Annotated in this window: 13 protein-coding genes and 1 pseudogene; 11 read left to right on the forward strand and 3 right to left on the reverse strand. The window is 64.2% G+C overall.

Translation table 11 applies throughout. From position 1 onward, the window contains the following. The 3 genes and pseudogenes from CH256_RS00565 to CH256_RS00575 form a co-directional block, all read right to left on the reverse strand. Positions 1 to 495 (reverse strand): beta-ketoacyl synthase N-terminal-like domain-containing protein (locus tag CH256_RS00565; protein ID WP_306438693.1); only part of this gene is annotated, 495 nt, incomplete at its 3' end. Positions 496 to 534: 39 nt separating this feature from the next. After that, the gene (locus CH256_RS00570) at positions 535 to 912 is read right to left on the reverse strand and encodes a hypothetical protein (RefSeq protein WP_068046924.1); all 378 of its coding nucleotides are present in this window, start codon (positions 910 to 912) and stop codon (positions 535 to 537) included. Between the two features lie 69 nt (positions 913 to 981). After that, positions 982 to 1,278 (reverse strand): annotated as a pseudogene (locus CH256_RS00575) (nuclear transport factor 2 family protein); the annotation flags it as partial. A gap of 91 nt (positions 1,279 to 1,369) precedes the next feature. Between CH256_RS00575 and CH256_RS00580 the strand changes: the two are divergent. The 11 genes from CH256_RS00580 to CH256_RS00630 form a co-directional block, all read left to right on the forward strand. Beyond that, positions 1,370 to 2,503 (forward strand): acyl-CoA dehydrogenase family protein, encoded by a 1,134-nt coding sequence (locus CH256_RS00580; RefSeq protein WP_068046675.1) that lies wholly within the window; start codon positions 1,370 to 1,372, stop codon positions 2,501 to 2,503. Positions 2,504 to 2,607: 104 nt separating this feature from the next. Then, positions 2,608 to 3,396: an enoyl-CoA hydratase/isomerase family protein gene (locus tag CH256_RS00585; RefSeq protein ID WP_032366859.1), complete on the forward strand. Its 789-nt coding sequence runs from the start codon at positions 2,608 to 2,610 to the stop codon at positions 3,394 to 3,396. A gap of 48 nt (positions 3,397 to 3,444) precedes the next feature. Next, on the forward strand, positions 3,445 to 3,834 hold the full coding sequence (locus CH256_RS00590; protein WP_068046677.1) for a Zn-ribbon domain-containing OB-fold protein: 390 nt from the start codon (positions 3,445 to 3,447) through the stop codon (positions 3,832 to 3,834). Then, the gene (locus tag CH256_RS00595; protein ID WP_094639730.1) at positions 3,831 to 4,982 is read left to right on the forward strand and encodes a thiolase family protein; all 1,152 of its coding nucleotides are present in this window, start codon (positions 3,831 to 3,833) and stop codon (positions 4,980 to 4,982) included. The genes CH256_RS00590 and CH256_RS00595 overlap by 4 nt, the downstream gene beginning before the upstream one ends. 25 nt (positions 4,983 to 5,007) lie before the next feature. Further along, complete coding sequence (locus CH256_RS00600; protein WP_256989312.1) at positions 5,008 to 6,216, forward strand: acyl-CoA dehydrogenase family protein; 1,209 nt, start codon at positions 5,008 to 5,010, stop codon at positions 6,214 to 6,216. Further along, positions 6,213 to 7,172 (forward strand): phosphotransferase family protein, encoded by a 960-nt coding sequence (locus CH256_RS00605; RefSeq protein ID WP_068046686.1) that lies wholly within the window; start codon positions 6,213 to 6,215, stop codon positions 7,170 to 7,172. Before CH256_RS00600 ends, CH256_RS00605 begins: the two co-directional genes overlap by 4 nt. Positions 7,173 to 7,202: 30 nt before the next feature. Beyond that, a complete protein-coding gene (locus CH256_RS00610; RefSeq protein ID WP_094668586.1) occupies positions 7,203 to 8,405 on the forward strand; it encodes an acyl-CoA dehydrogenase family protein in 1,203 nt (400 codons plus the stop codon). Further along, positions 8,402 to 9,160 carry an SDR family NAD(P)-dependent oxidoreductase gene (locus CH256_RS00615; protein WP_094668587.1) on the forward strand — a complete coding sequence of 253 codons (759 nt, stop codon included), beginning with the start codon at positions 8,402 to 8,404 and terminating at the stop codon, positions 9,158 to 9,160. The genes CH256_RS00610 and CH256_RS00615 overlap by 4 nt, the downstream gene beginning before the upstream one ends. Before the next feature lie 43 nt (positions 9,161 to 9,203). After that, positions 9,204 to 9,962 carry an SDR family NAD(P)-dependent oxidoreductase gene (locus CH256_RS00620; protein ID WP_068046695.1) on the forward strand — a complete coding sequence of 253 codons (759 nt, stop codon included), beginning with the start codon at positions 9,204 to 9,206 and terminating at the stop codon, positions 9,960 to 9,962. Then, positions 9,947 to 11,038 carry an NAD(P)-dependent alcohol dehydrogenase gene (locus tag CH256_RS00625; protein WP_256989313.1) on the forward strand — a complete coding sequence of 364 codons (1,092 nt, stop codon included), beginning with the start codon at positions 9,947 to 9,949 and terminating at the stop codon, positions 11,036 to 11,038. The genes CH256_RS00620 and CH256_RS00625 overlap by 16 nt, the downstream gene beginning before the upstream one ends. After that, positions 11,035 to 11,453: AMP-binding protein (locus tag CH256_RS00630; protein ID WP_143536491.1), on the forward strand; the 419-nt coding region annotated here is incomplete at its 3' end. The genes CH256_RS00625 and CH256_RS00630, both read left to right, overlap by 4 nt.

The following is an 11,453-nucleotide window of genomic DNA, read 5'->3' on the forward strand; positions in this document are numbered from 1 at the left end:
GTGACGAGAGAAACCCTCGACCGTAGCGATCAGGTCGGCACCGATTCCCTGCGGAACGATGTAGAGGTCGTATGCGGTGGCCGGGTCGGTGAACAGGGCACCGCCGTCGCTGCCCATCGGTACCCGAGACATCGACTCGACGCCGCCGGCGATCACCAGATCGTCCCAGCCGGACGCGATCTTCTGGGCGGCCAGGTTGGTCGCTTCGAGCCCGGACGCGCAGAAACGATTGATCTGGGTGCCGGGGACCGATTCCGGGAGGCCCGCCACCAATGCGGCTGCGCGCGAGATGACCGCGCCCTGTTCTCCGACCGGTGAGACGACGCCGAGGATGACGTCGTCGATGTCGGATGGATCCATATCGGGGAATCGAGCCCGGAGTTCGGTGATCAACCCCGCGACGAGGTCCACCGGCTTGGTGCCGTGCAGCGATCCGTTGCGCCCCTTGCCTCTCGGGGTACGAATGGCCTCGAAAATCAGTGCTTGCTCAGGCATCTCGCTCTTTTCTTCTCTGTTTCGCGAGCCGATCGGCTCCTAGTCGAACGCCAATTCCGGCGTGCGGGCGATGAGCAACCGTCGGACGTGCCCGTTGTCGTCGAGTTGGGCCGAGGCGTTGAACGACGCCTCGAAGGCTCCGTCGCGGGTGGTCCGTCCCAGCACCATCTCGGTGCCGTCGACCGACGCGCCGCGATCGAGATGATGAATCAGGGTGCTCTTCTCGCGTTGCTGGAGGTAGGCGACGAGCCCGTCGCGGTCGCCCACGAACTCGGCTGCCTCGCCGTGTCCCTTGGAAAACTGCACGGACATACGGAAGTCCGCCGAGATCATGGTCAGGACCCGATCCGGGTCGTCGGAATCCATGTACTCGAACCAGCGCTGGAGAGTCGGCGTCGGTTGCATGTTCGAGTTCATCGACGATCCTTCATCGGTATCGAGGAGGGCGAATTCGGCATCGAACGAGACCTGGTACCGGTCGATCAGGCCGTCCGAGCGCATGTGCATGACCCCGACGAAATAGCCCGTGGTCCGATCGCCCTCGGTCACCGCGCCGTGTACGAATTGCAGGTCGTGGTCGACGGACGATCGGAGAACTCGGTGCTTTCGGTCGACGGGAGGCCGACCCGCCAGGTATTCGAGCATGGCGGCCCGTCCGGTCTTTCGATTGGCCCCGCCCGGCAGGATCATCGAGAAGGCGACGTCCTCGGCGAGCATCGCAACCGCCTCGTCCAGGTGCCCGGCGTCCAGGGTGGCGTAATACTCCACAATCTCCAATGGCATGAATTGAACTTAGTTCAGGCAAACCCTGTTTGTCGAGCGTTTCACCCGTTAGAGTTCGTACAAGAATTGAATTCAACTCGAGTGGAGCGACATGACCTCATCTCACCGCGACGCACAAGTCCCCTGGCCTCGTTCGGAGCCGCCGGCGCTGACGCCCGGCAGCGAGCAGGCCGAGATACGCGAGACCATCCGTGGCGTGCTCGCCAAGTACTCGACGATCGAGCAGGTGCGCGCCGCTGCGGACTCTGCCCCTGGCTACTCGGTCGAACTGTGGAAACGCCTGGTCGACGACATGTCCGTAACCGCCATGGCTGTTCCGGAGGAGTCGGGTGGACTCGGCTACGGCATGGTCGAGCTCGGCATCGTTCTGGAGGAATGTGGTCGCGCTCTGGTTGTCGAACCCGTCTATCAGCATGCGGCCGTCGGCGTTCGCGCCATGATGGAGGCGGGTAACTCGAACCTGCTCGAGGGAGTTCTCGGCGGCACCACGGTTGCCGCAGTGAGCGCACTGACCGCCGAGTCCGACGACGTCGATGCCGACCGGACCGACGACGGGTGGGTCCTGAGCGGACAGGTGCGGTTCGTCGTCGGAGGTGGAGCAGCCGATCTCGTGGTCGTCAGTGCCCGATGCCCGGACGGCGTCGCACTCTTCGGCGTGTCTGCGAAAAGCTTTTCCGCGCTGCATGATCGACGCGTCGTCGACTCCACAAGGCGACAAGCGGACGTTTCGTTCGACCGCGCCCCGGCGACGCTTCTGGTGCCGGCCGAGAAGGCCGGCGACGCAATCGCGCGGATACAGGACGTGGCGACTCTGGCGCTCGCGTGCGAGAACACCGGTATCGCCGACGCCCTACTGCAGATGACTCTCGATCACGTCGAGACGCGTCATCAGTTCGGCCGTCCCATCGGTTCGTTCCAGGCGATCAAACACCGGTTGGCAGACATGTTGATCGAACTCGAGCGGGCCAGATCGGCCGCCCGGTATGCCGCTGCGGTGCACGACGAGGATCCCGACGAGGCCCGTCTGGCGATTGCCGTCGCGGGTGCTGTGTGTGGCGACGCCGCGGTGCACGTGGCCTACGAGGCCGTGCAACTGCACGGGGGAGTGGGGTTCACGTGGGAGCACGCTGCACACAGTTACTTCCGCCGAGTTCTGGGAAACGAAGCGCTGCAGGGGGATTCGCGGGCACATCGGGCGCGGATCGCCGATTTCCTTGCCGTGTAGACCGATTGCTGCGGTCGCCGGGGATCGGCTATTGACGCCATCGCCTCGATGATCAATACTGAAGTGAATCCAGTTCAAATTGCACACTCTCGAAAGGCTGTCACATGATCGACACCGACCACATTCTGTTGGAGAAGGACGGCGACGTCGCTCGCGTCTGGCTCAACCGCCCGCACAAGAAGAACGCTGTCACAGTAGAGCTGCTGCATCGTCTGGACGAGATCATCGTCGAGGTGGACAACGATCCGAACCTCAAGGTTCTCGTGCTCCGCGGAGTCAACAACACCTTCTGCTCGGGCTTCGACCTCGACGAATTGCTGTCGGACTTCATCGGCACTACTACCGCAATGGACGTCGCCGTCCTGTCGGCGAAGGTGTGCGATCGTCTGTACTCCATGAACACTCCCTCCGTTGCGGTGCTCGAGGGTTACGTCACCGCCGGTGGATTCGAACTGATGATCTCGTGCGACTTCGCTATCGCGGCGGACGACGCAAGAATCGGCGACTTCCACATCCGCCGTGCATTGTTCGGTGGTGCCGGCCCGATCTACCGCCTGCCCCGCATGATCGGTATCCGGAAGACCAAGGAACTCATGCTGACCGGCAAGCTGCTCTCGGGCACCGAGGCGGTCGACTTCGACCTGATCAATGCGTCCGCGCCGGCCGAGGACCTCGACAAGACCGTCGACGAGTTCATCGGGAACCTCACTGACAAGAGCCCGTTCATGATGAAGCTGACCAAGATGTGCATCGACCGCGGTCTGGATGCAGACATCCAGTCGCTCATGGTCATGGAGCATCTCGCAGTCGGCAATGCACTCCAGTCCGAGGACGGCAAGGAGGGCGTCACCGCATTCCTTGAGAAGCGTGAGCCCAAGTGGGTCGGGCGCTGATCCGCACCACGTCCGCGTTCTGACCGAACAGCCCGAAAGGCAGCATCAATGGAGCAGGCAACGGCCGTCGCACTCGAGGGCAGCAAGTGCACGGTGTGCAGTACCGTGGCTTTCCCCGCGAGTGAGATGTGCAGCAGGTGTGCCACACCCACTGCGGAGAACATCACCCTGAGTACGCGAGGCAACCTGTGGGCCTACACGATTCAGCGTTTCGCGCCCAAGTCTCCTCCATACGTGCCACCGGTCGGAGGGTTCGTGCCCTTCGCAGTCGGCTACGTGGAACTGCCCGAGGGCATCAAGATCGAAGCGATCATCGACTGTGAGAGCTTCGACGAACTGGATGGGGCACCGGTGCGTCTGACGTCCACCGTGCCGGTGCCCCGATTCGCGGTCGACACACTCGGTCCGCGACCGGAATCGACAGGAATGACGCAGTGACACAGAATGTCTCGATCATCGGTGCCGGTCTGTCCAAATTCGGACGCCAGCCAGGAGTGTCCGGTCGTCAGATGGCCGTCACCGCGATCGGCAGCGCGTTGCGCGATGCCGGTCTGGCCTGGCCGGATGTGCAGGTCGCGTTCGGTGGTAGCGACGGCTCGGGTCTCGCCGATACTCTCGTCGCCGAACTCGGGTTCACCGGTATCCCGTTCACCAACGTCAAGAACGGTTGCGCAACAGGCGGAAGCGCGTTGTTCTCGGCCGTCAACGCGGTGCGTTCGGGCTCCGCGGACGTCGCCTTGGCGGTGGGTTTCGACAAACATCCGCGCGGCGCTTTCGATCCACGACCGGCCGAATGGGGACTACCCGACGGCTACGGCGAGGCCGGCTTGATGGTGACCACTCAGTTCTTCGGTGCCAAGATCTCCCGGTACATGCGGCGACACGACATCTCGAGTCGGACGCTGGCCCTGGTCGCCGAAAAGGCCTACCGCAACGGAGTTCTGAACCCCAATGCCTGGCGTCGGGAAGCAATGGATGCCACGACCATCGCCGAAGCCGACATGGTCAACGATCCGCTCACCCGTTACATGTTCTGCTCGCCGGGTGAGGGGGCAGCAGCGATCGTCGTTGCCAGCGAGGAATACGTCGAGCGTGCGGGTGGTCGTCCGATCAAGCTCGCCGCCATCACCCACCGGACCCGCCGGTTCGGATCCTTCGAGGTGTTCAGTCCGTCCATCCAAGGTGAGGGCGAGCCGACGAGTGTGAGCGCCGACGCTGCACGCGCAGCCTTCGAGCAGGCCGGTATCACCCCGCAGGACGTAGACGTCGCGCAGCTTCAGGACACCGAGAGCGGTGCCGAAATCATGCACATGGCCGAATGTGGGTTCTGTGAGCCCGGCGAGCAGGAAGCCCTGATCGCGGCGGGGGAAACCGACATCGGTGGGCGACTGCCGATCAACACCGACGGTGGATGCATCGCGAACGGAGAACCCATCGGGGCCTCCGGTCTCCGCCAGGTGCACGAGATCGTCACTCAGTTACGTGGCGAGGCCGGCGAACGCCAGGTGCCCGGCAATCCGCGAGTGGGCTTCACCCACGTGTACGGCGCACCGGGCATCAGCGCCTGCACCGTGCTGACAGTCTGACACGACACGAACCCGAGGCAATACAGTGACACAAGGAACGATTTCGGACATCGGTGAATTCACCGACCAGGCAACGGAGTGGTTGAAAACCGTTGCAGCACCGCGAACAGACTCCATCTGGGGCGTCGGTCCCGACACGGTAGCCGTGTTCGAGAACTGGACCGCGGAGGAAGAGCAGGCGCACACCGACGAAATCGCTGCGTACGAGCAGTCGAAGTTCGATGCCGGGTGGGGCGCGTTGAACTCACCGATCGAGTACGGCGGTCGCGATCTGCCACTGTCGTACGTACTGGCATTCAAACGCGTCGAGGACATGTTCGACGTGCCGAAGAGGACCGAGATGTTCTCTGTCACTCAGCAGTTGGTGGCACCCACCATCGCGCAGTGGGGCACCGAACAGCAGCGGACGAGGTTCGTCCGCGCGATGCTTCGTGCCGACGTCATTGCATGTCAGTTGTTCTCCGAAACCGAGGCCGGTTCCGACCTCGCGGCGGTACGGACACGAGCGGCGCAGGCCGACGACGGCTCATGGACGATCGACGGGCACAAGGTGTGGACGTCGGGGGCGCGGGTCGCGGACTACGGAGTCGCTCTGTGCCGCAGCGACTCCACCGTCGCCAAGCACGCCGGTCTGACCATGTTCCTGATCCCGATGGACGCGCCGGGGGTGGACGTACGCCCCATTCGTCAGATGACAGGGGGAAGCTCGTTCAACGAGGTGTATCTCGACGGCGTGCACCTGGGCGACGACTACCGGCTGGGTCCGGTCGGCAAGGGCTGGCAGGTCGCACTGACGGTGCTCGCGGCCGAACGTCTCGACGGCGGCAACCTCGGTCTGGCGAACGCGGATCGCGCTGTGGCCCTTGCCCAGAACCTCGGCCGCGAGCTGACCGAGATCGAGCGCGACGCCGTGGCCGATCTGGTGACACGTAGTTTCGTGCAGCGAATCGGCAACATGAGAGTGGCCGGTGCCGTCATCGCCGGCAACGATCCAGGTCCGGAAGCATCGTTGGGAAAGCTCCTGGCCACCGACACGATGGCCAGGACCTCCGAAGTCGCGCGCTTGCTGCTCGGGCGTGAACTGACGTCCGACTCGGGAGGGTGGGGCACGTTCGCGTGGTCCGAGCACCTACTCGGGGCCCCGGGATATCGAATTGCCGGCGGTACCGACGAGATTCAGCACAACATCATCGCCGAGCGTGTGCTCGGTCTGCCGAGAGAGCCACGACCGTGACCGAATCCTCACTGCGCACTCGTGTGACCGCCGCGCTGCATGCCGAGCTGGGCGTCACCGTCAGTACATTCGAACCGCTCCTCGGCGGCCATTCCGGATTGACGTATCGAGTGGGAACGTCCGACGGCGACTTCGTCGTCAAGGCCGTCCCGGAGGGTCAGCGTTCGGTCGGGCGGCACGACATGCTCCGGCAGGCATCCATTCTGCGTGCGCTCGCCGACACAGACGTGCCGGTACCGGCAATCGTGGCGGTCGACGAGCAGGAGCCGGCGTGGTTCGCGATGGAACTCGTCGTCGGTGAATCACTCGAACCGGTCCTGGACGACCCCGAGGTGGAATCGAGCATCGCTGCCGCTCGCATGCGGCGAGCCGCAGAGGTGCTGCCGGCATTGCATGCCGTGCCGCTCGAGCGCATTCCCGATACGGGCGACACTCTCTCGCCGGCAGACGAATTGGACCGATGGTCCAAGACGCTCGCTGCGGTTCCGGTGGAACTCGTCGAGGGTGCCGACGAGCTGGTTCGACTGCTCCGCCGAGACATTCCGACCGCGATCACACCCACACTCGTCCACGGGGACTATCGGTTGGGAAACATCATTTCCGACGGTCTCGAGCCGGCGGCTCTGATCGACTGGGAGATCTGGAGCGCAGGTGATCCACGCGTCGAATTGGGATGGTTTCTCGTCTTCGCCGACGGCACCAATTTTCCCGGTGTCGGCCGCGACGTGCCCGGTCTGCCCAGTACCGACGAACTGATCGCCTGCTATACCGGGAGCGGTCCGGCGCTGCCGGACATGACATGGTTCGACGCCCTGGGACGGCTGAAGATGGCGGCGATCATGGGCCACAACCTGCGTCGGCACCGCGAGGGGCGGCATATCGACCCGGATCAGGAAAAGCTGCCCGCGACCATCCGCAGGTTGATCGACACCGGCACCGCATTGCTCGCGCGCTGACGCACCATCACTCGACAGGAGCACACGGAAGTGGACTTTTCCTACTCACAGCGGACGGCCGAATTGTCGGCCACGCTCGAAACATTCATGAACGAACACGTCTATCCGGCCGAGAGTGTCTACGACGCTCAGATCGCCGCGAACGACAATCCGCACGAGCAACCGCAGATCATGCGAGACCTGCAGGCACGCGCTCGTGAACTGGGGTTGTGGAATTTGTTCATGACTCACGACGACCTCGGTGCCGGGCTGACCAATCTCGAGTACGCGCCGCTCGCCGAGATAGTGGGCCGTTCCATCATCGGGAACGAAGCGATCAACTGCTCTGCACCCGACACCGGAAACATGGAGATCCTGGCCATGTACGGCACGGAGGCGCAGAAGGAGCAGTGGCTGAAGCCGCTGTTGAACTGCACCATTCGCTCTGCCTTCGCCATGACCGAACCCGATGTCGCCAGCTCGGACGCCACCAACATCACCTCGACCATCACTCGTGACGGGGACGAGTACGTCGTCAACGGCCGAAAGTGGTACACCTCCGGCGTTCTCGATCCCGACTGCAAGCTCATGATCTTCATGGGGAAGTCGGATCCGGACAGTTCCACCTACCGCCGGCAGAGCATGATTCTGGTTCCCGCCGACGCCCCCGGCGTAGAGGTGGTGCGCGACCTACCCATGTTCGGGTTTCAGGATCGGCTGGGGCACGGCGAAGTTCAGTTCACCGACGTGCGCGTGCCCGCCGCCAACATGCTGGGAGAGGAGGGTGACGGATTCGCGATCGCACAGGGCCGACTCGGGCCCGGCCGCATGCACTACGCCATGCGGGCGATCGGCATGGCCGAGCGTGCTCTGGAAATGATGTGTCGGCGCTCGCTCGTTCGGCAGGCGTTCGGCGGACCGTTGTCCGATCAAGGTGTGGTGCGTGAGTGGATTGCTCGTAGCCGTATGGAGATCGATCAGATCCGCTTGCTGGTGTTGAAGTCGGCATGGTTGATGGACACTCGCGGAAACGCCTCGGCCCGTTCGGAAGTGGCCGCGATCAAGGTGGCGGCGATGGAAGTTGCCCACAAGGTCGTCGACCGAGCGGTGCAGACCTACGGCGCGGCCGGAGTCAGCAACGACACCATTCTCGCTCGGCTGTATGCCATCACCCGAGCTCTGCAGATTGCCGACGGCCCCAACGAGGTCCATCTACGGACCATCGCTCGACTCGAGGTGAAGAGGTACTCATGAGCACACCGAAATTGGACGGCAAGGTCGCCTTGGTGACAGGGGCGAGCCGTGGGCTCGGTCTGGCGATCGCGCGCGGACTGAAGGACGCAGGAGCGACGGTCATCGTGTCGAGCCGCAAACTCGACGCCTGCGACAGTGCAGTCGCGAGCCTGGGCGACTCGGGCCCGGGCAGCGCACATCCGTACGCACTGCACGTGGGGCATTGGGACAGCATCGAACCGGCCGTCGACGACATCATCACGCGATTCGGGAGCCTCGACATCGTCGTCAACAACGCCGGGATCGCGCCGCTGGCCGCGAACCTCGTGTCGGTCACCGAAGGACTGTGGGACAAGACGATCGAGGTCAATCTCAAGGGTCCGTTCCGGTTGATGGCCGTGGCGGGGGACCGGATGGTCTCTGCGGGAGGTGGATCCATCATCAATATCTCGAGCATCGGTGCCGAGCGGCCGAGCCCACCCGAGGCGATGTATGCAGCAGCCAAGAACGGGCTCAATGCACTGACCCGCGCGTTCGCTCAGGAGTACGCACCCACCGTGCGCGTCAACTGTGTGATGCCCGGCGGTTTCGCCACCGACATGTCGGAGAACTGGGACGAGGAGTTCATCGGCAAGATCGTCGATCGGCTCCCGGCCGGGCGGCTGGGGCGGCCCGACGAGCTCGCCGGATTGATCACCCATCTCGCCTCGGACGACGCCGGGTACACGACGGGCGCGATCATCCCGGTCGACGGCGGCCGAACCTCCGTCTACTGACCGATCACTCGTATTGTCCGACAATCAGTTTGGAAGTGGACACATGACCCAGGACATGTTCTCGCTGACCGGTCGCGTCGCTGTGGTCACCGGTGCCTCGTCGGGGCTCGGCCTCGGTTTCGCCCGGGCTCTAGCCGCGGCAGGAGCCACGGTGTACGCCGCCGCGCGACGGCTCGACCGCCTCGAAGCGTTGTCGGCCGAGATCCCGGCCATCGTGCCCGTTCGGTGCGACGTCACCGACGACGGAGACCGAAAGGCTCTCGTCGACCGTTGCTTCGAAGAATCCGGCCGGCTCGATGTCTTGATCAACAATGCCGGAAAGCCCGGCCCTCCCAACGCCGAGGACGAGACATTGGACGGTTTCCAGTCCATCCTCGACGTCAACCTCGTCGCCGGTTTCCATCTGGCCACGTACGCGGTGAGCAAGATTCCGAGCGGTACCGCGACCTCGATCATCAACATCTCCTCGGTGATCGGCCTGGTGTCCACGGCTCCCATCGGGGGTGCAAGTTATGCGGCGTCGAAAGCCGGCACGCTCGGCCTCACCCGTGAACTCGCCGGTCAGTGGGGTCGTCGAGGCGTTCGCGTCAACGCCGTGGTGCCGGGGTGGTTCGATACCGAGATGACCGATGGCCTGTTCACCAACGACAAGTCCGCAGGGTGGGTGCGGCGAAACACCATGCTCGGACGCGGCGGCGTCGACGGCGAGATCGACGGTGCCGTGCTGTTTCTGGCCTCGGACGCCAGCTCCTACATGACCGGTCAGACCTTGGTGGTCGACGGCGGATGGACTGCTCGCTGATGTTGGCCGTGCAGGTCCGCGAGTGGGGGAGCGCACCGGAGTTCCGGGAGGTGCCGAACCCGGTGCCGACCGGCCACGAACTTCTGCTTCGGGTGGATGCCGCCGGATTGTGCGGATCCGATCTGCACGTGATGAGCTCGAGCGCAGAGACTTTCGACTACGACCTGCCGCTGACTCTGGGGCACGAAGTGGCCGGAACGGTCGTCTCGGCGGGACCGTCGGCAGACCCTTCGTGGATCGGTCGCGCCGTTGTCGTACACGGAATCTGGAGCTGCGGAACGTGCCCGAACTGCCTGCGGGGCAGAGAGAACTACTGTCGCAGCCTCGCTCGGCGTCCCGACGGTCGGCTGGCCCCCATCGGAAACGGTCTGGGGTACCCGGGCGGCATCGCGGAGCTGATGCTGGTGCCGTCCGAGCGCGTACTGGTTCCGATCGGTGATCTCGATCCTCTCGGTGCCGCGCCTTTGGCGGACGCGGCACTGACCGCGTATCACGCCATTCGCACCAACTCCGCCGTGATCGACGACCGAAGCAACGTGGTCGTGATCGGAGTCGGCGGTCTCGGCCACCTTGCCCTGCAGATCCTGCGCACCATGCGCGTGCCGCACATCATCGCGATCGATTCCAAGGCCGAGGCCGGTGCCCTGGCCGAGTCCTCAGGAGCGCACAAGTTCTACGATTCCGTTTCCGCTGCGGCGCAACGGGTCGAATCACCGAACGGTGCGGATCTCGTCCTCGACTTCGTCGGCGCGCCGACCACGACCGCGCCTGCGGCCGACTTGCTTCGTTCAGGTGGGTCACTCGTGGTGGTAGGAAGTGCCGGCGGTCGACTGACAGCCGGGAAGGACGTCGGGCTGGCCGCGGGATGGACAGTGGATGCGCCGTTCTGGGGTACGCGTGCCGATTTGGAAGCCGTTGTCGCACTTGCGCAGGACGGCCTGCTGCGCGCTGAAATCACCACCTTCCCCTTCACCGATGCGATCTCGGCATACGACCGGTTGCGGGATGGATCCGTCACCGGCCGTGCAGTTCTCGACATGAGCGCATCACGTACCAGGAAAGAGTCACACCAGTGAAACGGCTTGCTCGCGAGATGGTCATCCGCGCCGAACAGACCCCCGATGCCGTCGCAGTCGTCGACGAGGACGGCAGTCACACGATCCGGACCGCGGTCGAGGCGGCGACATCCCTCGCCGACGTGTTCGGCGGTATCGACCCCAGCCCGCCGACCGTGGTGATTCAGGCGGACAACACCTGGGGCACCGTCGCGGCTGCGCTCGCAGTCGGTCTCGCCGGCGGTGTGGTTGCGGTGGTCAGCCCGCATGCAACGGAGTCGGAGTTCGCGCTGGCACTCGAGGACATTCGACCGGACGTCGTCGTGGGAACGTCCGAGACCCTGCGTCGTTGGGGTGTGCCCGACGACCGATTTCCCGTGGAGAAGCCCGTCTTCGGCCCTTATCGCGTGCGGGCATCGAATGCACCGTTCGCCTC

Source organism: Rhodococcus sp. 05-2254-6, from assembly GCF_002258565.1.
Lineage (GTDB): Bacteria > Actinomycetota > Actinomycetes > Mycobacteriales > Mycobacteriaceae > Rhodococcoides.

What these genes read in the sequence shown, in the direction of transcription:
- CH256_RS00570 (WP_068046924.1), bottom strand. Translation starts at nt 912, where the DNA reads ATGAACTCGAACATGCAACCGACGCCGACTCTCCAGCGCTGGTTCGAG.
- CH256_RS00580 (WP_068046675.1), top strand. Translation starts at nt 1,370, where the DNA reads ATGACCTCATCTCACCGCGACGCACAAGTCCCCTGGCCTCGTTCGGAG.
- CH256_RS00585 (WP_032366859.1), top strand. Translation starts at nt 2,608, where the DNA reads ATGATCGACACCGACCACATTCTGTTGGAGAAGGACGGCGACGTCGCT.
- CH256_RS00590 (WP_068046677.1), top strand. Translation starts at nt 3,445, where the DNA reads ATGGAGCAGGCAACGGCCGTCGCACTCGAGGGCAGCAAGTGCACGGTG.
- CH256_RS00615 (WP_094668587.1), top strand. Translation starts at nt 8,402, where the DNA reads ATGAGCACACCGAAATTGGACGGCAAGGTCGCCTTGGTGACAGGGGCG.
- CH256_RS00620 (WP_068046695.1), top strand. Translation starts at nt 9,204, where the DNA reads ATGACCCAGGACATGTTCTCGCTGACCGGTCGCGTCGCTGTGGTCACC.
- CH256_RS00625 (WP_256989313.1), top strand. Translation starts at nt 9,947, where the DNA reads ATGGACTGCTCGCTGATGTTGGCCGTGCAGGTCCGCGAGTGGGGGAGC.